We start from the raw sequence: 19,122 nt of genomic DNA, 5'->3' as shown, positions 1-19,122 counted from the left end.
GGTGTTTCGCCGCAGTGACTAAGAGGACCGCCGTGTTACGTCCCCATGAACCACCCATGGCGTACCCACGCTCGCGCCTACTCTGCGGCCGGAGCCGCATACGGTGCGGTTGCGACGCTCCGGCAGGGGAACGACCACACGAACCGGCCACGGCGATCACCCGATGACCTGGCAATAGGGGGAGCCGTGGTCGGTCCGTGCGGGGTGGTCGTCGTGGCCGGGGCAGAGGGGACTTTCAGAACACGCCTCAGACCGCTTCGGCGGTCTCGGGCAGTTGTTCGGTGAGGAGATCGGTGAGCCGGGCGACCTCGGCGATGTCCCCGAAGTCCCTGGCGGCGGTGTCGACGGTCTTGCGCAGCCGGGTGTTGACCCGCTCGGAGCGGACCTTCTTGGCCACCCGCAGCGCCTTCTCGGCCAGCACGGTGGACTCCTCGGGCTCGCGCTTGAGGAGATGGACGGTGGCGAGGCCGATCAGATTGAGGGCGTACGACCGCTGGTGCTCGTCGTCGTCACCGAAGAGATCGACCGCCTTTCGCATGACGGGTTCGGCGAGCGAGGCGTACGTGGGGCTGCGGCCGGCCACATAGGCCAGGTCGCGGTAGGAGTGGGAGTTCTCGCCGTTGAGCTCGGCCTCGGAGAAGAAGCGGATCCAGTCGGGCTCGGGCTCGCCGTCGATGCCCGCGTCGAGGAAGGTGTCCTCCGCCATCCGGACGGCCCGCTTGCACTTGCTGGGCTGGCCCATGTTGGCGTAGGCGCGGGCCTCCATCGCATACAGCATGGCCTGGGTCCGCGCGGTGGCGCAGTCCCGGCTGCCGTACTGCGCGAGGTGGATCAGTTCGAGGGCGTCATCGGGGCGGCCGAGGTGAATCATCTGACGGCTCATGCTGGACAGGACGTACGAGCCGAGCGGCTTGTCGCCGGCCTCCTTGGAGGCGTGCAGAGCGAGCACGAAGTACTTCTGGGCGGTGGGCTGGAGGCCGACGTCGTAGCTCATCCAGCCCGCCAGCTCGGCCAGTTCGGCCGCGCAGCGGAACAGCCGCTTGGCGGTGGCGGCCGGCTGCGGCTCCTGGAGCAGGTCGGTGACCTCGTGGAGCTGGCCGACGACGGCCTTGCGGCGCAGTCCGCCGCCGCACTGCGCGTCCCACTGGCGGAACATCGCGGTGGTGGACTCCAGCAGGTCGAGTTCGGGGCCGGAGAGCCGGGAGGGGCGGCGGGCGGCGGCGGGCGACTCCGGCTCGACGACCCCGGCGGACGCGACGGGCACCAGCCAGCGCTGCATGGGCTCGATGAGGGCGGGTCCGGCGGCCAGGGCGAGCGAACTGCCGAGGAATCCGCGGCGGGCGAGCATCAGATCGCTGCGGGAGAACTCGCTGAGCAGGGCGACCGTCTGCGGTCCGGCCCAGGGCAGATCGACACCGGCCACGGAGGGCGCCTGGTGCGCGGTGCGCAGCCCCAGGTCCTCGACGGCCACGACGGCGCCGAAACGCTCCGAGAACAGCTCGGACAGGATGCGCGGGATCGGTTCGCGCGGCTGCTCGCCGTCCAGCCAGCGCCGCACCCGGGAGGTGTCGGTGCTGATGTGGTGGGCGCCCATCTGGCGCGCTCTGCGGTTCACCTGCCGGGCCAGCTCACCCTTCGACCAGCCGCTGCGCACGAACCATGATCCCAATTGCCCGTTGGGGCGCTTACCGGCATTCGCATCGCCTGCGCCGCTGCCACTCACTGGAACGCCCCCATCCCGCCGAAATACTGTCGCGCGAACCACTATCAGAATGCCGTGAACCAACGCTGCCCGTATGGGGGTTGCACACCATCGAACAGGAAATCGGGTTGCCCCCGGCATACCCATGGGCGCACATACTTCCATGGTTCGTGTACCGACGGTAATCCTACGATCACCCCCTCTGCGAGGGTGATTGCAGAAACGCCACCATTCGCCACCCCAACGGATGAACGCCACCGCGGCCGGGCGCGATTCACTTGACAGACAGCGATCAGCGGCAGGCGCAGGGATGCGTCCGGGGGCGCGCGAGAGGGCTCGCACTCCCCGGGGCGCGGCCCGCGATCACCCGCACCACCAGGGACGACGGAGTGTCACGGAGGCACTCCGATTCGTAACCACCGGCGAGTTGGACCCGTTGGAGGGGGCATGGGCTTCACGATCGGCGGCATCCGTGAGATGCGATCCGGCTCACGGCGCCGCGGCCGTGCGGCCGAGGGCACCGCGGTGGCCGAGTACACGGGCCTGTGGGGCTGGGCGGTGGTGCCGGGCGCACGCGCCGTGGACGGCAACTGCTCCTGCGGGAGCAGCGCTTGCCCGCTCCCCGGCGCTCATCCGCTGGACTCCGGGCAGGAGGTTCCCGCCGGGTCCACGCTCGGCACGGCGGCGCGCGCGTGGGCCGGGGCGCCGGGCGCCTCGATGCTGCTGCCGGTGGGCCGCACCTTCGATGTGCTCGAGGTCGCCGAGCAGGCCGGGCGCAGGGCACTGGTGCGGATGGAACGGATGGGGCTGCCGCTGGGCCCGGTGGCGGTGACCCCGGCCGGGCGGGCGCAGTTCTTCGTCGCACCGGGCGCGGCCGCCGAACTCCCCCGGCTGCTGTACCGGATGGGCTGGGACGATGCGGGTCTGGATCTGCGGGCGCTCGGCCCCGGGTGCCACATCACCGCGCCGCCGTCCGACCAGGGCGGCCTCGGCCCGGTCCGGTGGCTGCGGCCGCCGGCCCTGGACACCGCGGCGGCGCCCCCGCAGGCCCGTCTGCTGCTGGGCACACTGGCGTACATCTGCCACCGCCTGACCCCCTGCGGCTGACCCGCCCCCGACAGCCCGGCACCCGGCGACCGACCCTCCCCAGGCAGTCCGGCACCCGACAGCCCGGCACCCGGCACCCGGCACCCGGCACAGCAAAGAGCCCGGCCGCACGAGGCGTGCGGCCGGGCTCCTGGCGTGTCTGCGGGGCTCAGTCCCCGATCAGGGCGTCCACGAACGCCTCCGGCTCGAACGGAGCCAGATCGTCCGGCCCCTCGCCGAGTCCGATCAGCTTGACCGGTACGCCCAGCTCGCGCTGGACGGCGATGACGATGCCGCCCTTGGCGGTGCCGTCGAGCTTGGTGAGGACGATGCCGGTGATGTCGACGACCTCGGCGAACACCCGCGCCTGCACCAGGCCGTTCTGTCCGGTGGTGGCGTCGAGAACGAGCAGGATCTCGTCGAGCGGTCCGTGCTTCTCGACGACCCGCTTGACCTTCCCGAGCTCGTCCATCAGCCCGGTCTTGGTGTGCAGCCGGCCCGCCGTGTCGATGAGGACGACATCGGCGCCCTCCGCGATCCCTTCCTTCACGGCGTCGAAGGCGATCGACGCCGGGTCGCCGCCCTCGGGACCGCGCACGGTGCGGGCACCGACGCGCTCGCCCCAGGTCTGGAGCTGATCGGCGGCGGCGGCGCGGAAGGTGTCGGCCGCGCCGAGCACGACGCTGCGGCCGTCGGCCACGAGCACCCGGGCCAGCTTGCCGGTGGTGGTGGTCTTGCCGGTGCCGTTGACACCGACGACCATCACGACGCCGGGGGTGTCGACGCCGCTCTCCGTCCTGACCGCACGGTCCATGTCGGTGCCGAGCAGGTTGAGGAGTTCCTCACGCAGCAGCGAGCGCAGCTCGTCGGGGGTACGGGTGCCGAGGACGCGGACGCGCTCACGGAGCCGCTCGACCAGTTCCTGGGTGGGGGCGACGCCGACATCGGCGGTGAGGAGGGTGTCCTCGATCTCCTCCCAGGTGTCCTCGTCGAGGTTGTCCCTGGACAGGAGCGTGAGCAGCCCCTTGCCGAGGGAGTTCTGCGAGCGGGCGAGCCGGGCCCGCAGCCGTACGAGACGGCCGGCGGTGGGCTCGGGGACGTCCAGCACGGGGGCGGCGGGCGCCTCCGGCACGGCGGCTTCGGGGACCGCCTCGCCGGGCAGCGGGCCGGTGTCCTCGATGGTGCGGCGCGATTCGTCGCGCGGCGTCTCGGCCTCCTCGCCGACATGGGGCTCGGCGGGAGGTGTGAGGGTCGGCGTGCTCGACGGTGCCGGGGGCAGCTGCTTCTTCTTGCGGCTGCTGACCACGAGCCCGCTGATCACGCCGACCGCGACCAGGGCGATGACTACAGCAAGGATGACGAATTCCATAACCCACCCAGTATCGGTCACGTGCGGCGGCAATCGGGGAATGCGCGGTTTCGCGAAGGAGCGAGTGCGCGCGACGGACCCGGGCGCCGCAGGGCCGGACCACCCGGCCGCGGGTGACCTCCGCCCGGGGCGGGCCGGAGAACGGGCTGCGCCGCTGAAGCCCTCCAGATGATATGAGCGGTATGCCGGTAAAGGTACGATCCTGGCCGTGGAGACCCGTGGGCTGGACCCCGTGCCCGACAGCGAACGCACCGGCCGGGTCCGGTCCCTCTTCCCCACCTGGGTGGCGGCCAATACGACCGTGCTGCTGCTCACCGTCGGCGCGGGGCTGGTGGTGCTCGACGCACTGAGCCTCTGGCAGGTGCTGGTCGTCGCGGTCGTGGCACCGGCCGTCTCGTTCGGCATGGTCGGTCTGATCTCGGTCGCGGGGCGCAGCGGCGGCGCCCCCGGCATGGCCCTGTCCCGGGCCGTCTTCGGCCAGCGCGGCAATCTGGCGCCCGGTGCGCTGATCTGGGTGGCCCGCTGGGGCTGGGAGACGGTGAACGCGGTCACCGGGTCGTACGCCCTGCTGGCCGTACTCGATCTGCTCCTCGGCGTCCGGAGCACTCCGGCCCTGGTCATGGTGACCCTGCTCGCCTTCGTCGCCGCCGGCTTTCTGCTGTCGGGCCTGGGCGCGCGGGCACTGCGGTTGTGCTGCACCTGGTCCGTGTATCTCTTCGGCGCGTTCAGCGTCCTGGTCCTGGTGCATCTGGCCGGGGCGACTACATGGCGGGCGGTGCTGGACCGGCCGGCCGGACCGGCGCCGCTGATGATCGCCGGGATCGGCACCCTGGCGGCCGGCGGGATCAGCTGGGCGCCTTCGGGGCCGGACTTCACGCGCTATCTTCCGCACTCCGCGTCCGGGCGGGCGATGGTCGCGGCGACCGTGGGCGGCGCGACCATCGTGGTGGTGCCGATGGTCCTGATGGGGGCGGTGATGGCGGTCGGTACGCCGGGCCTGGCCGTCACCCGTGATCCGGTCGCGTTCATCGGCGCGACACTGCCGGACTGGATCTCGGTTCCGTATCTGGCCGTCGCCGTGCTCGGCATGGTGCTGATCAACGCGATGTCGATGTATTCGGCCGGATTCACCGTGCAGACCCTGGGATTCACCGTTCCACGCGCCTGGGCCGTCGGGGTGAATGCCGCGATCAGTCTGTTCCTGGGGTCGCTGCTGATGCTGGTGGCGAACAGTTTCATCCATTCGTTCGTCTCCTTTCTGAGCCTGCTCGCGGTGACGTTCTCGGCGTGGATCGGCGTATTCGGCGTGGATCTGCTGCGCGGGCGCGACTACGACCCGGTGGCGCTCATGGACACCACTCCCACCAGCGCCTACTGGTACACGGGCGGGGTCGCGTGGACCGCGGTGACGGCCTGGGCCGCGGGCCTGGCGGCCGGGCTGCTGTTCACCGGCGGGCAGTGGTTCAACGGTCCGCTCGCCACCACCTGGACCGGGCGCAACGGCCTCGGCTGGGCGGTGACGATCGCCGTATCGGGCGGTCTGTACGCGGCGCTGCCGCGGCCCGGCGTGCGGCGGCGGGCCGCACCCCTACACTTCTGACGCTGCGTCAGCTATGGTCCGGCCCCGCCCAGCCGACCCAGGGGACAGCCTCATGGCCTTCACAGTCGTCCGGTTCAACCTCGTCGATCCCGACGCCACGCCGGGTTCCCTCTCGGCCCGCTACCGCGCCGCGCTGGACATGGCCGCGTACGCCGACGAGCACGGCGTCGACACCGTGCAGACCGAGGAGCACCACGGGGCCGCCAACTCCTGGCTGCCCTCCCCCTTCGCGTTCGCCGGTGCCGTCTTCGGAGCCACCCGCCGGATCGCGGTCACGGTCTCCGCGATCATCGGACCGCTGCACGACCCGCTGCGGCTGGCCGAGGACATCGCGGTGCTCGACCTGCTGAGCGCCGGCCGCCTGGTCACGGTCGCGGGGATCGGCTACCGGCCCGAGGAGTACGAGCGGGCGGGCGTCGAATGGGGCAGGCGCGGCCGGCTCCAGGACGAGCTGCTGGAGACGCTGCTGAAGGCGTGGACCGGGGAGCCGTTCGAGTTCCGCGGCCGTACGGTCTCGGTCACCCCGCGGCCGTTCACCCGTCCGCATCCGCTGCTGCTGGTGGGCGGCAGCTCGCGGGCGGCGGCGCGGCGGGCGGCCAGGCTGGGGCTGCCGCTGTTCCCGAGCGCGCATCTGCCGGAGCTGGAGGCGTACTACCACGAGCAGCGCGCGGAGCACGGTACGGAGGGGTTCTGCATGATGCCCTCGGCCGAGACTCCACTGCTGCACGTGTCCGAGGACCCGGACCGGACGTGGGCCGAGTACGGGGGGCACTTCCTGCACGAGGCGCGCACCTACGCCTCCTGGCAGTCCAAGGACATCCGCTCGGCCGTCCGTTCGGCGGCGACGACGGTGACGGAGCTCCGGGACGAGGGCGTCTACCGGATCGTCACACCCCAGGAGTGCGCCGATCTCGCCGGGCAGCTGGACAGCCTGGTGCTGCACCCGCTGTGCGGCGGGATGCCGGTCGAGGAGGGATGGCGCAGCCTGCGGCTGTTCTGCGGGGCTGCCGGGAAGTGAGACGCGTACGGCCCCGGTTCGCGGGCGCGGCCGGGGCCGTACGGATTCGAGGAGAGGGACAGTGGGGGGTCAGCCCATCTCCTCAAGCGCCTTGCCCTTGGTCTCCTTCACGAACTTGATGACGAAGGGGATCGAGAGCGTGGCGAAGCACGCGTAGATGATGTACGTGCCGGACAGGTTCCAGTCGGCGAGGCTCGGGAAGCTCGCGGTGATCGCCCAGTTGGCGATCCACTGGGCGGAGGCGGCGACGCCGAGTGCGGCGGCGCGGATCCGGTTCGGGAACATCTCGCCGAGGAAGACCCAGACCACGACGCCCCACGAGAGGGCGAAGAAGAGCACGAAGACGTGGGCGGCGACGAGCGCGACCACGCCCTGGGTGGTGGGGAGCTTGCCGTCGACCAGGTCGGCCGAGAAGGCCCACGCCTCGAAGGCGAGGGCGACGGCCATGCCGCAGGAGCCGACGAGGGCGAGCGGGCGACGGCCCACCCGGTCCACCAGGACCATCGCGATCACCGTACCGATGATGTTGATGATCGAGGTCGTGAAGGAGTAGAAGAACGAGTCGGTCGGGTCGATGCCGACGGACTGCCACAGCGTCGCCGAGTAGTAGAACGCCACGTTGATGCCGACGAGTTGCTGGAAGACCGACAGGCCGATACCGACCCAGACGATGGGCAGGAAGCCGAAGCGGCTGCCCAGCAGGTCCTTGAAGGTCGACTTGTGCTCGCGGTGCATCGCGGTCTCGATCTCCGCGACCCGGGCGTCGAGGTCGATGCCCGTGCCCTCGACCTCTTCGAGGATCTTCCGGGCCCGGTCCTTCTTGCCCACGGAGATCAGGAAGCGCGGCGACTCGGGGATGGCGAACGAGAGCAGACCGTAGAGCACTGCGGGGACGACCATCACGCCGAGCATCCACTGCCAGGCCTCGAGGCCGCCGATCTTGCCGCGCTGGTCGCCGTCGGCGATCTGCAGGATGCCGTAGTTGACCAGCTGGGAGATGGCGATGCCGACGACGATCGCCGCCTGCTGGAAGGAGCCCAGCCGGCCGCGGTAGGCGGGCGGGGAGACCTCGGCGATGTACGCCGGGCCGATCACGGACGCCATACCGATGGCGAAGCCGCCGATGATGCGCCACATCGCCAGGTCCCAGAGCGCGAACGGGAGCGCGGAGCCCACGGCGCTGATGGTGAAGAGCACCGAGGCGATCTGCATGCAGCGGATACGGCCGATGCGGTCGGCGATCCGGCCGGCGGTGGCGGCGCCGATCGCGCAGCCGATGAGCGCGATGGCGATGACCTGGGCGAGGGTTCCGGAGCCGATGTCGTACCGGCTGCGGATCGCTTCGACGGCACCGTTGATCACGGAGCTGTCGTAGCCGAAGAGGAAGCCGCCCATCGCAGCCGCAGCGGTGATGAAGATGACATGGCCGAGGTGGTCCGGATGAGCCGCCCGGGCTCCGGACCCAGGTCCCTGCGATGTGCTGGTCACGTGAACTCCTGGTTCCTGGCCGCAACGTCAGGCGTGGGGGGTGAACTCTTCCCAGTGGGGCATAACTTCTCATTCACCACCACTTGAAGATAAAAGCGATGCACCGGAGATCGCGTGTTCATCTTTTGGCGTCAAAATGCCGACCAGACCTGAAATCTATCCAGGAGCACCCAATGGTTACGTTGAAGTCCTGAAGATTGGGTAAAGGCTCAGCGCAGCCGTTGACTGATGACCTTGGAGACTCCGTCGCCCTGCATCGAGACGCCGTACAGCGCGTCGGCGACCTCCATCGTGCGCTTCTGGTGCGTGATCACGATGAGCTGCGAGCTCTCCTGGAGCTCCTCCATGATCCGGATCAGCCGCTGCAGATTGGTGTCGTCGAGCGCCGCCTCGACCTCGTCCATCACATAGAACGGACTCGGCCTGGCCTTGAAGATCGAGACCAGCAACGCCACCGCCGTGAGCGACCTTTCCCCGCCGGACAGCAGGGAGAGCCGCTTGACCTTCTTCCCCGGCGGCCTGGCCTCGACGTCCACACCGGTCGCCAGCATGTTGCCCGGATCCGTCAGGACGAGCCGGCCCTCACCGCCCGGGAAGAGGCGCGAGAAGACGCCCTCGAACTCCCGGGCCGTGTCCCGGTACGCCTCGGTGAAGACCTGCTCGACCCGCTCGTCGACCTCCTTGATGACCTGCATCAGATCGGCCCGGGTCTTCTTCAGGTCCTCCAGCTGCTCGGAGAGGAACTTGTGCCGCTCCTCCAGCGCCGAGAACTCCTCCAGGGCGAGCGGATTCACCTTCCCGAGTTGCTGATACGCCCGTTCGGCCGTCCTCAGCCGCTTCTCCTGCTCGGCCCTGACGAACGGCTTCGGCTGGTTGCGCGGGTGCTCCGGGTCCTGCGGCAGCTCCTCGCCCTCGGCGGCCGGGGACGGCGGCACGAGCTGGTCGGGGCCGTACTCCGCCGCCAGACCGGCCGGCTCCACGCCGAGCTCCTCCAGGGCCTTCGCCTCCAGCTGCTCTATCCGCAGCCGCTTCTCGGCGCCGAGCACCTCTCCCCGGTGGACCGAGTCCGTCAGCTTGTCGAGCTCGCCCTTGAGCTCGCGGCCCCGGTGGCGTTCGGCGGCCAGTTCCCGTTCCCGCTCGGCCTTCGAGGCCTCGGCTGCGGCCCTCTCCTGCTCCGCCCGTACGACGGACACCTCGACGTGGGCGAGCAGCTGACGGGCACCGGACGCGACGGCGGAGGCCACCGCCGCCTCGTGGCGCAGCCGGGCCCGGCGCTGCTCGGCGCGGGCGCGCGCCTCGCGCTCGGCGCGGGCGCCTCGGTCGAGCGAGTCGGCCCGCCCGGCAAGGGCCTTGACCCGTTCCTCGTGGGTACGGACCTGGAGGCGGGCCTCCATCTCGGTCTGGCGGGCGTTGGCACCGTCGGCGGCGAGCCGGTCGCGCACGGCGGTGTCCGGCTCCTCGTCCGCGCCGTCCCCCGACGCCTCCTCGGCCACCAGCAGCCGCTCGGCCAGTTCCTCGGCCTCCTCGGTCGCGCGCTCCAGCGCCTCCTGGGCGCGGGCCGCGGACGCGGCCATCCGCTCGGCCTCACCCGCCGCGCCGCGGGCCTGCCCGGCCAGCCGCCCGAGCTGCTGGGCCACCCCGGACTTCTCCCGCTCGGCGGCGGAGCGGCGCTCCCCCAACTCCTCGACGAGCGCCACGCAGCCGGCGCGCCGCTCCGCCGCGAGCCGCTGCGTCCCGGCCAGCTCCGTGCACCGCACGGCCAGCTCGGCGAGCTCGGCGGCCGCCTCGTCCACGGACGCCCGGACCTCCAGGAGACTGGGCGCACCGGCCGAGCCGCCGTGCGCGAAGTGCGCCGAGAGGACGTCCCCCTCCCCGGTCACCGCCGTCAGCTCCGGGTGGGCCGCGACCAGGTCCTCGGCATCCTCCAGCGTCCCTACGACCACCATGTCCCGCACCAGCCTGCGGACTGCGGCCATCAGTTCGACGGGGCCGCCGACGAGGTCGGCCACGGCGGGCGTCCCCGGGCCCGCGGCCAGGGCCAGGGCGGCAGGCTGTCCGGCTTCCTCCGCCTCCGCTCCGGCCGGTTCCCGGGAGGCGACGGGCCCGGCGCTCTCCGCCGCCCTGCCGTCGCGCAACGCTCCCTGTGCGGACTCCGCGGCCTGACCGGGGACATGGGCGACGCCGGTCCGCGGCGCGACGTGCGCCTCCGGGCTCGGACCGGGTACGTGTCCCACCCCACCGGTTCCCCCGGGCCCGCCCCCGAGCAGCAGTGCCGCACGCCCCGCGTCCTGTTTCCGCAGCAGCCGGATCGCGTCCGCCGCGGTGGCCGGGTCCGTCACCGCCACCGCGTCCGCCGCCGCGCCCAGCGCCGCCGCCACCGCGATCTCGTGTCCCGGGGCCACCGTGAGCAGTTCCGCGGCCGGTCCGAGCAGACCCGCGAGCTGGTCCCGGGCCCCGAGCAGCACCCCGGTCCCGTCCTTGCGGCGCAGCCCGAGGGCCAGTGCGTCATGGCGGGCCGCGACGGCCGCGCGCTTGCGTTCGGCGGCGGTGACGTCCTCCCGGGCCGCGGAGAGCGCCCCCTCCGCCTCCTTCAGTCCGCCCCTGGCGGCGTCGTGCCGCTCAGCGAGCTCGGTGTCCCCGGCGTCCAGGCCGTCGACCTCGGCCTTCAGCTGCTCGTACTCCTCCTGGGCCGCGACCGCCCGCTCCTGTGCCTCGTCGCGCGACGCCGCCAGCCGGTCGATCTCCGACTGCGCCGAACCGGCCCGGCTGCGGGCGGCGTTGACCTGGCCGTTCAGCCGGGCGAGCCCTTCGCGGCGGTCCGCCAGGGCGCGGGCGGCGTCCTTGAGCCTGCGCTCCTCGGCCGCCAACTCCCGCTCCAGGTCGGCCCGGTGCGACGCGGTGTCCTCCAGCGCGTGCTCCGCGGCCTCCAGCGCCGCGGTGAGCTCAGCCTCCTGCTCCCGGATCCGGGCGGCCTCGCGCTCCATGTCCTTGGGATCGCGGCCGCGCCGTTCCTCCTCCGGCGGGGCGGTGGCGCTCTTCACCCGGGCGTCGGCCAGCGAGACCGTGCCGCGTACCCGCTCGGCCAGCTGCGAGAGCTCGTACCAGGTCTGCTGGGCCTGCTGGAGGCGCGGCGTCAGCCGCCGCACCTCGTCCTCCAGTCCGGCCTCGCGCGCGAGCGCCGCCCCGAGTTCCGCCTCCGCCGCCTCCCTGCGCTGCTTCAGCGCCGCCTCGTCGGCGATCTCGCCGCGCAGTGCGGTGTGCAGCCGCATCAGGTCGTCGGCGAGGAGCCGCAGCCGGGCGTCGCGCAGATCGGCCTGGATGACGGCGGCCCTGCGGGCCACCGCCGCCTGCCGGCCGAGCGGCTTCAACTGCCGGCGCAGCTCGTCGGTGAGGTCCTGTACGCGGGCCAGGTTCGCCCCCATCGCGTCCAGCTTCCGCAGCGCCTTCTCCTTGCGCTTGCGGTGCTTGAGGACTCCGGCGGCCTCCTCGATGAATGCGCGGCGGCCCATCGGATCGGCGTGGAGTACGGAATCCAGCTGGCCCTGGCCGACGATGACATGCATCTCCCGGCCGATTCCGGAGTCCGAAAGGAGTTCCTGGATGTCCAGCAGCCGGCAGGTGTCACCGTTGATCTGGTATTCGCTGCCGCCGTTGCGGAACATGATCCGAGTGATCGTCACTTCGGCGTACTCGATGGGCAGTGCGCCATCGGAATTGTCGATGGTCAGCGATACCTCAGCCCGGCCGAGCGGCGGCCGCCCGGTGGTACCGGCGAAGATCACGTCCTCCATCTTGCCGCCGCGCAGGGATTTGGCCCCCTGCTCCCCCATGACCCAGGAGAGGGCGTCCACCACATTGGACTTGCCCGACCCATTGGGACCGACCACACACGTGATCCCGGGTTCGAACCGCAGGGTTGTGGCGGAGGCGAACGATTTGAAACCACGCAGGGTCAGGGCCTTGAGGTGCACGCCGCCGGACTCTACCTTTCGCTCTCGGTTTCGCTGATGAAGGTGCAGGGCACATCAGACGGTAAGGGAAGGGGTGTACGTCCGGGGCGGGACGGGCGCGGGCCGGAGGGGAAAAGAAAGAAGGGACGCCGAAGCGTCCCCTGTAAATCTTGTGCAATGCTGCGTCGACGGATCACACGTCTCCCGGTGAAGGGCGCGCGTGCCGGATCAATGACGAGGCAGATGGTGATGCAGATCAAGAGCAATTGATCTTCAATGATCCGGTGACGATCCGGCGATGATCCCGTGCGGCTGACGCCTGCAGCCCGACCGGCCCCTGGGGGGCCCTGGGTCAGGTCAGCGCCGGCTCCGCCTGAGGTACGTCGATGTCGATGCTGTCGAGCAGCGACTCTTGGTGCTGGGCGGCGGCGTTCAGCGCATCATTCTCGTCCTGAATCCGTACGAGCTCGGACTCAAGATCCTGGACGCGCTGCTGAAGCCGTCGCATCTCGGCGAGGAGTCGCGGATCGGAACCGCCGACGTAACCGAGAAGCGCCTTTGCCATGATGGATGGTCCTCCACACTGAGTGACCGACCGATGCGGTGTGGGTCGTGAGGGAATCGCACCCGCGGTGCTCGGCAGTGCTCTGTGTTCACTGCTGTTCTGCTGCCAAACAGCTCTGCCGAACAGCTAAGGTGCGCGGGGTTTTCAGCGTCTCACCAAAAAGTTTGACGGTCAACACGATCACACCCTGTAGAGGCGGGCGTCCCGGGGGCGCGCGGCTTGACGATCATGCGGCGCGACTCTCCTGCGGGGCCCTCAGGGGCTCGGAGATCATCCTTACTGCCGCAGCCTGGCACGGCAACCGAATCTTGGCAACCATCGGACTATTCCGCAGGTCATTTCATGTGCGCGCGCCCCGCCGGCCTTCCCCGTCACCCCTCGCCGCATCTCGAACACAGTCCGAACACGAGCCTTGCTCGACGCCCGCTCGAGAGCGGGTTCAGCGGATCGCGAATCCTTCATATCCGCCGCGCGGCGTGTCCCAGATCTCAGTGACTCCGGCCACGCGGCCGGGTGTGTCGTCGGACCGCAGCCAATCCAGCAGACGGTGGCAATTCTCACGCCGCCCCTCAGCGACGACCTGCACCCTGCCGTCGTCGAGATTGAGGGCGAATCCGGTGAGGCCGCCGATCTCCAAAGCGTTTGCCCTGGTGAACCAGCGGAAGCCTACTTGCTGTACTCGGCCGCGTACCCAGGCGGTGAGTCGTACATCTTCGTTCATGCCCGAACGCTATCCGTCCAATTGCTCTCGGAGCACTTCTCGCCCAAACGTCATGGCGTACAGTCCCCTCGCAAATAGCTTCACCCGATCGGGTGAGCCATGGTGGCGCCGAAAACGGCGTCCAGGTCGTCAGAAGGGCACAGCAGATGGGACGCCATCGACGCTCAGCCGCAGCTCCCGCCGCTGAAGAGGCCGAGGAGTACGCGGACGGGGCCGCGGGCCAGAGCCGGGGCGCGCGCCGCAGGAAGCGGTCCGGCATACCGGTCCGCACGGGACTGATCGGCGTCTCCGCGGCCATGGCCGTCGGGGCCGTGGCCGTCGCCTCCGGACTGCTGCCCGGCGGCGGCGGCTACGACGTGGCCGGCGGTACGGCCGCCGACCAGGTGCGCTCCGAGAGCGCCCCGGACCTGCTGACGCAGGGCGGCTCCACGACCGCGCCGGCCGACCGCGCATCCGCGTCCGCCCAGGCCAGCCGCTCCGCCGACCGCGCCAAGGGGCCCACGAAGTCGGGCTCTCCCGAGGCCGGCTCGCCCTCCGCCTCCGCCTCCCCGTCCGCGTCCCCGTCGAAGACGTCCGAGCCGACGAAGACGGCCGCCGAGGAGCGGACGAAGCCGTCCGCCTCCTCGAAGGCCCCGGCGGCCGGAGCCACGAAGAGCTCCTCGGCCCCGGCCAGGACGTCGAGCCCCGCCGCCACCAAGGCCTCGCCCTCCGCCCCGGCGGCCCGCCAGTCCACCGCACCGGCCCCCGGCACCTCGGCCGAGGCCGCCGTGCTCTCCCTGGTCAACCAGGAGCGCGCCAAGGTCGGCTGCAGCCCGGTGACGGCGAGCTCCTCGCTGGCCTCGCTCGCCCAGAACTTCAGCGACGACATGGCGGCGCGCGGCTTCTTCGACCACACCGACCCCGACGGGAAGTCCCCGTGGGACCGTGCCGCCAAGGCCAGCGTATCGGGTCTCGGCGGCGAGAACATCGCCCGCGGCCAGGCCGACGCCGCGGCCGTGATGGCGGCCTGGATGAACAGCGACGGCCACCGCGCAAACATTCTCAACTGCGACTACAAGACCCTCGGCGTGGGTGTCCACTTCGGCGCCGGCGGCCCCTGGTGGACCCAGGACTTCGGCTTCTGAGGCCGGCCGGAGCTCGCTGGGCCCCGGCCGCCCCGCACCACCAGCCCCTTTGACCTCGTACGCCCCACCGGCTCACTCACGGATTGCGCAACCCCGTGGAGAGCGCTGTGCGGGCGTACGCTGGTTTCCATGGACGAGACCGGCGGCGGCGAACACCCCAGCAGCAGCGAAACCGACGGCTGCCCGGACCAGGGGCTGCCCTTCGACGTGTTCTCCAAGCAGTGCCCCTCGCGCGGCACCCTGGAACATGTCACCGGCCGCTGGGGCAGTCTCACGCTCGGCGCGCTGTACGAGGGCAGCCTCCGCTTCAACGCGCTGCGCCGCCGGGTCGACGGGGTGAGCGAGAAGATGCTGTCCCAGACGCTGCACGCGCTGGAGCGCGACGGACTGGTGCACCGCGAGGCACAGCCCACCAACCCTCCCCGCGTCGACTACGAGCTCACCGCCCTGGGGCGGCAGGTCGCCGAACAGTTGCTCGGCCTCATCCAGCTCGTCGAGGGCCGGATGTCCGAGGTCCTGGTGGCCCGTGAACGATATGACGAGGCCCGGGCGGACAAGCCGCAGAGCTGACGTGCTCGTCAGGGGCGCGGCGGGCGCTGACAGCGCGGGCAGAAATAGCTGGACCGGTTCATCCAGGCGCGGCGCCTCATCGGCGTACCGCAGCGGTGGCACGGCTCGTCCTCGCGCCCGTAGGCGTCGAGCGATCGGTCGAAGTAGCCCGACTCCCCGTTCACATTGACGTAGAGGCTGTCGAAGCTGGTGCCGCCCTGCGCCAGCGCCTCGTTCATCACGTCGCGCACATGGCCGAGCAGTTCGGCGGACTTGGGGCGGGTCAGGGTCGCGGTCGGGCGGTCGTAGTGCAGCCTGGCGCGCCAGAGCGCCTCGTCCGCGTAGATGTTGCCGACGCCGCTGATCAGCGACTGGTCGAGCAGGGCGCGCTTGACCGTCGTACGGCGCAGTCGCAGAGCGGTGTGGAACGCCGCGTCGTCGAAGGCCGGGTCCAGTGGGTCGCGGGCGATGTGCGCGATGGTGTCGGGCAGCCCCTCGGGAGTGTTCTCGTGGAGGGAGAGCCCGCCGAAGGTGCGCTGGTCGACGAAGCGCAGCTCGGTGCCGACGGAGTCGTCGAAGCGGATCCTGATCCTCAGATGCTTCTCGTCCGGGGTGCCCTCCGGCTGTACTAGCAGCTGGCCGCTCATACCGAGGTGGCCGAGGAGCGAGGTGGCCGCCTCGTCGAGCGGCACCCACAGATACTTGCCCCGGCGCATCGCCGTCCCGAGGCGGGCGCCGCCGAGCCGGGCCGCGAAGTCCACGCCGCCCGCGAGATGCCGGCGGACCGCACGCGGGTGCAGGACCTCGACCTCGCCGACCGTGCGCCCGGTAACCCAGCGCTCGAGACCGCGCCGGACGACTTCGACCTCGGGCAGCTCGGGCACGGTGACGCTCCTGAATCCGGTTCTGAATCTGAATCTGTGTACGGATCTGTGTACGGATCCGGTTCCGGGCAGAGGAAACCCCCCGGTGCACGAGGCGACCGGGGGGTTCTCGGGTCAGGCCGGAGCGACGTCCGTGGACGGCGACGGGTCGGCAGGGGTGTCGGCGGCCCCTCCGTCGGCTGCGGCCTTCGCCGAAGCCACCCGCGCCTCCGCGGCGGCGCTGATCTCGCGCCAGGCGGACTCCGCCGCCTGCTGCTCCGCTTCCTTCTTGCTACGGCCGGTGCCGGTGCCGTACGAGACACCACCGACGCGAGCAGCAGCAGTAAAGGTCTTCTCGTGATCCGGGCCGGTCTCCGTGACGAGGTACTCGGGGACTCCGAGGCTCTCGCTCGCGGTGAGCTCCTGGAGACTGGTCTTCCAGTCCAGGCCGGCGCCGAGGTTCGAGGACCTGTCGATCAGCGGGTCGAAGAGCCGGTGAACCAGCTCCGAGGCCACGCCGAGGCCCTGGTCGAGATAGACCGCACCGATCACCGCTTCAAGGGTGTCGGCGAGGATGGACGCCTTGTCCCGGCCACCCGTGCCCTCTTCACCGCGGCCGAGCCGGATGAAGGAGCCGAGTTCGAGGCCGCGGCCCACTTCCGCAAGCGCACGCGAGTTGACCACCGCGGCCCGCAATTTGGCCAGCTGGCCTTCAGGCAGGTCGGGGTGAGTGCGGTACAGCGTGTCCGTGACCACCAGGCCGAGCACCGAATCCCCGAGGAATTCGAGCCGCTCGTTGGTGGGCAGACCGCCGTTCTCGTACGCGTACGAACGATGGGTCAGCGCACGCACCAGAAGGGCGGACTCGAGGTGGTACCCGAGCCGCCCTTCCAGAAGCGTGTGGGACGAGGCTGTGTTGACGTTGTCTGCCTGCTTCTTGGCGTGGGACAACTCAGACATCGGGCCTCTCACCAGCCGCTCAGACCTCGAGGACCTGGCGCTTGTTGTACGTGCCGCAGCTGGGGCACGCGATGTGCTGCAGCTTCGGCTCCTGGCAACGCTCGCACGAAACCAGGGTGGGGACCGCAGCCTTCCACTGCGACCGGCGGTGGCGCGTGTTGCTGCGCGACATCTTCCGCTTCGGAACAGCCACGGCTACTTCTCCTGCTTCTCGTCGACGCCAGGTTCGGCGCCGCCCATGTTGTCCTTCTCGCCGTCCTGAACGGTCTCGGCGAGTCCTTGCAATGCCGCCCAACGAGCATCGACGACATCGTGGTGGTGGCCCGGATTCTCGTCCAGCCTGATTCCGCATTCGGAACACAGACCGGCACAGGTCTCCGTGCACACCGGCTGCATCGGCAGTGCGAGCACCACCGCATCACGCAGCACTGACTCGAGGTCGAACAAGCCGTCCTCGAGGAAGAACCTGTCCTCGTCGTCCTCGGCGTCGTCGACCGGGTCCGCGGTCCTGCTGCGGTTCCGGTCATCGGCGTCAGGGTACGAGAACATTTCCTGGAAGTCCGCCTCGACCTCAAGGCTCAGCGGCTCCAGACACCTTACGCACTCCCCCACGGCCGATGCACGGGCGGTGCCTGTGACAAGCACACCTTCCATGACCGATTCGAGGCGGACATCCAGCGCCACGGGTGCGCCTTCCGGCACACCGATGACCCCGTCGATACCGAGGTCCTTGGGGGCATCCACGGAGCGGGTCAGCCGCTTGAGGGCACCCGGACGCCGACCCAGCTCGTGCGTATCGAACACGAGGGGGTTTCGGTGGTCGAGCTGGCCGTTCAGGGCTTTTCCTGCTTTCGAAGTCATGCGCATCACACGTAAGGGGAGGGCTGGCCCGTTCGGAGTCGAAGCGGGCAGCCGGGATCGCGGACATACGCGCGACCGAAGAGCCAGGATACTGGACGCGCCGCCCAGCTCCCAATCCGGCCCCGGTCATGAACCGCGACAAGCTCCCCGGGCCCGGCACCGGGCCGCTCAGCGCTCCTGTTCGTACCGGCGGAGCTGCTCCAGGTCGATCATGCTGGTGTCGAACAGGCTGGTCTCGTCCAGGGCGCCCTCGCCCTGCTGCTGGAGGGGCTGCTGGGCCTGCACCGGCTGCTGCCAGGCGTCGTAGCCCTGCGCCGGCATCGGGACCTGGGCCTGGGCCTGGGCCTGGTTCGGGTCGTAGCCCTGCTGCTGGTAGGCGGCGTACGGGTCGGGCTGCTGCTGGTAGCCGTACACATCCTGCTGCGGCTGGTCCTGGTACGCGTACGTCTGCGCGTACTGCGGCTCCGGCTGCGCGGGGTACTGCGGAGCGGTCTGCTGCTGGGGCACCTGGAGCGGTTCCGGAGTGGCGATCTCGGCCAGCCCCGCCCAGTGGTCCTCGTCGCTGGTGTGGCCCTGGCTGCCCGCGGCGTCCTGGGCGGCCATGTGCGCGCCGAGGTCGTCGGTGGCGACCCGGCCGTGCAGCTTCTGCCGGCCGCGGCCGACCGCCTCCAGGGTCTTGGCGAGCACCGCCTCGAAGGCGCCGAGCTTGGTGTCCACGTACTCGTCGGCCCGGCGCTGGAGCGTGGCCGGGTCGGCGCTGCGCTCGGGGGCCTCGGCGAAGTCCGGGTCCTCGTAGCCCTGCTCGTCGAAGCCCTGGCCGCGGCCGAGGAGCTTCTCGCGGCCCCGGTCGACGGAACCGATGGTCTTGGTGAGCACGACCTCGAAGTTGGCGAGCTTGCTGTCGACGTACTCGTCGGCCTCGGCGCGGATCTCTTCGGCGTCCTTGCGGGCCTCGCCGAGGATCCGGTCGGCCTCGGCCTGGGACCGCCGGACGATCTCCGTCTCGGAGATGAGCGAGCCGCGCTCGGCGTGGGCGGTCTCGATGATCCGCCCCGCCTCCTGACGGGCCTGCTCGACGAGCTGCTCATGGCCGCCGATGACCTGCGCGGCCTGCGCGAGCGAACCGGGCAGGGCCTCGCGCACCTCTTCGAGCATGGCGAGCAGTTCAGCGCGGTTGACCACGCAGGATGCCGACATGGGCATGGACCGGGCGTTCCCGACCGCTTCGACGATCTCGTCGAGCTTCTTCTGCACGTCCACCGTGTG

Annotated in this window: 16 protein-coding genes; 5 read left to right on the top strand and 11 right to left on the bottom strand. The window is 70.7% G+C overall.

All coding sequences use genetic code 11. The features are described 5' to 3' along the window. Positions 1 to 247: 247 nt before the first annotated feature. Positions 248 to 1,723: a hypothetical protein gene (locus tag OG782_RS27330; RefSeq protein ID WP_406455301.1), complete on the bottom strand. Its 1,476-nt coding sequence runs from the start codon at positions 1,721 to 1,723 to the stop codon at positions 248 to 250. A 426-nt stretch (positions 1,724 to 2,149) separates the two neighbouring features. On the opposite strand from OG782_RS27330, the gene OG782_RS27325 reads away from it, so the two are divergent. After that, positions 2,150 to 2,809 (top strand): bifunctional DNA primase/polymerase, encoded by a 660-nt coding sequence (locus OG782_RS27325; protein ID WP_406455299.1) that lies wholly within the window; start codon positions 2,150 to 2,152, stop codon positions 2,807 to 2,809. A gap of 148 nt (positions 2,810 to 2,957) precedes the next feature. Here the strand turns inward: OG782_RS27325 and ftsY are convergent, their stop codons facing one another. Beyond that, a complete protein-coding gene (ftsY, locus tag OG782_RS27320; RefSeq protein WP_406455297.1) occupies positions 2,958 to 4,157 on the bottom strand; it encodes a signal recognition particle-docking protein FtsY in 1,200 nt (399 codons plus the stop codon). A gap of 208 nt (positions 4,158 to 4,365) precedes the next feature. On the opposite strand from ftsY, the gene OG782_RS27315 reads away from it, so the two are divergent. After that, positions 4,366 to 5,757: a purine-cytosine permease family protein gene (locus OG782_RS27315; RefSeq protein WP_406455295.1), complete on the top strand. Its 1,392-nt coding sequence runs from the start codon at positions 4,366 to 4,368 to the stop codon at positions 5,755 to 5,757. A 52-nt stretch (positions 5,758 to 5,809) separates the two neighbouring features. Further along, on the top strand, positions 5,810 to 6,775 hold the full coding sequence (locus OG782_RS27310; RefSeq protein WP_406455293.1) for an LLM class flavin-dependent oxidoreductase: 966 nt from the start codon (positions 5,810 to 5,812) through the stop codon (positions 6,773 to 6,775). 69 nt (positions 6,776 to 6,844) lie between these two features. Here the strand turns inward: OG782_RS27310 and OG782_RS27305 are convergent, their stop codons facing one another. The 4 genes from OG782_RS27305 to OG782_RS27290 form a co-directional block, all read right to left on the bottom strand. Then, positions 6,845 to 8,263 carry a sugar porter family MFS transporter gene (locus tag OG782_RS27305; RefSeq protein WP_406455291.1) on the bottom strand — a complete coding sequence of 473 codons (1,419 nt, stop codon included), beginning with the start codon at positions 8,261 to 8,263 and terminating at the stop codon, positions 6,845 to 6,847. Positions 8,264 to 8,472: 209 nt separating this feature from the next. After that, positions 8,473 to 12,234, bottom strand: coding sequence for a chromosome segregation SMC family protein (locus OG782_RS27300; protein WP_406455289.1), 3,762 nt, complete (start codon positions 12,232 to 12,234; stop codon positions 8,473 to 8,475). A 331-nt stretch (positions 12,235 to 12,565) separates the two neighbouring features. Continuing rightward, positions 12,566 to 12,778: a hypothetical protein gene (locus OG782_RS27295; protein WP_018551753.1), complete on the bottom strand. Its 213-nt coding sequence runs from the start codon at positions 12,776 to 12,778 to the stop codon at positions 12,566 to 12,568. 439 nt (positions 12,779 to 13,217) lie between these two features. Next, positions 13,218 to 13,499, bottom strand: a complete 282-nt coding sequence (locus OG782_RS27290; protein WP_406455287.1) for an acylphosphatase — start codon at positions 13,497 to 13,499, stop codon at positions 13,218 to 13,220. Between the two features lie 146 nt (positions 13,500 to 13,645). Between OG782_RS27290 and OG782_RS27285 the strand changes: the two genes are divergently transcribed. Together OG782_RS27285 and OG782_RS27280 are read left to right on the top strand one after the other, a co-directional pair. Next, the gene (locus OG782_RS27285; RefSeq protein WP_406455285.1) at positions 13,646 to 14,623 is read left to right on the top strand and encodes a CAP domain-containing protein; all 978 of its coding nucleotides are present in this window, start codon (positions 13,646 to 13,648) and stop codon (positions 14,621 to 14,623) included. A 129-nt stretch (positions 14,624 to 14,752) separates the two neighbouring features. Further along, the gene (locus OG782_RS27280; RefSeq protein WP_406455283.1) at positions 14,753 to 15,193 is read left to right on the top strand and encodes a winged helix-turn-helix transcriptional regulator; all 441 of its coding nucleotides are present in this window, start codon (positions 14,753 to 14,755) and stop codon (positions 15,191 to 15,193) included. A gap of 8 nt (positions 15,194 to 15,201) precedes the next feature. On the opposite strand, the gene mutM is transcribed toward OG782_RS27280, so the two are convergent. The 5 genes from mutM to OG782_RS27255 form a co-directional block, all read right to left on the bottom strand. After that, entirely contained in the window at positions 15,202 to 16,056 is an 855-nt protein-coding gene (mutM, locus tag OG782_RS27275; RefSeq protein WP_406455281.1) for a bifunctional DNA-formamidopyrimidine glycosylase/DNA-(apurinic or apyrimidinic site) lyase, read from the bottom strand. A gap of 114 nt (positions 16,057 to 16,170) precedes the next feature. Next, positions 16,171 to 16,995 carry a ribonuclease III gene (gene rnc / locus OG782_RS27270; RefSeq protein ID WP_406455279.1) on the bottom strand — a complete coding sequence of 275 codons (825 nt, stop codon included), beginning with the start codon at positions 16,993 to 16,995 and terminating at the stop codon, positions 16,171 to 16,173. A gap of 19 nt (positions 16,996 to 17,014) precedes the next feature. Beyond that, entirely contained in the window at positions 17,015 to 17,188 is a 174-nt protein-coding gene (rpmF, locus tag OG782_RS27265) for a 50S ribosomal protein L32 (protein ID WP_003965982.1), read from the bottom strand. Between the two features lie 2 nt (positions 17,189 to 17,190). Further along, positions 17,191 to 17,856, bottom strand: coding sequence for a YceD family protein (locus OG782_RS27260; protein WP_406459308.1), 666 nt, complete (start codon positions 17,854 to 17,856; stop codon positions 17,191 to 17,193). Between the two features lie 168 nt (positions 17,857 to 18,024). Further along, entirely contained in the window at positions 18,025 to 19,116 is a 1,092-nt protein-coding gene (locus OG782_RS27255; protein ID WP_406455277.1) for a cell division initiation protein, read from the bottom strand. Positions 19,117 to 19,122 lie beyond the last annotated feature (6 nt).

The sequence above is a fragment of the Streptomyces sp. NBC_00876 genome, assembly GCF_045207435.1.
In the GTDB taxonomy this organism is placed as follows: Bacteria; Actinomycetota; Actinomycetes; order Streptomycetales; family Streptomycetaceae; genus Streptomyces.
Note: the sequence above shows the minus strand (reverse complement) of the source record. Positions and strands in the feature narration are given on the sequence as shown.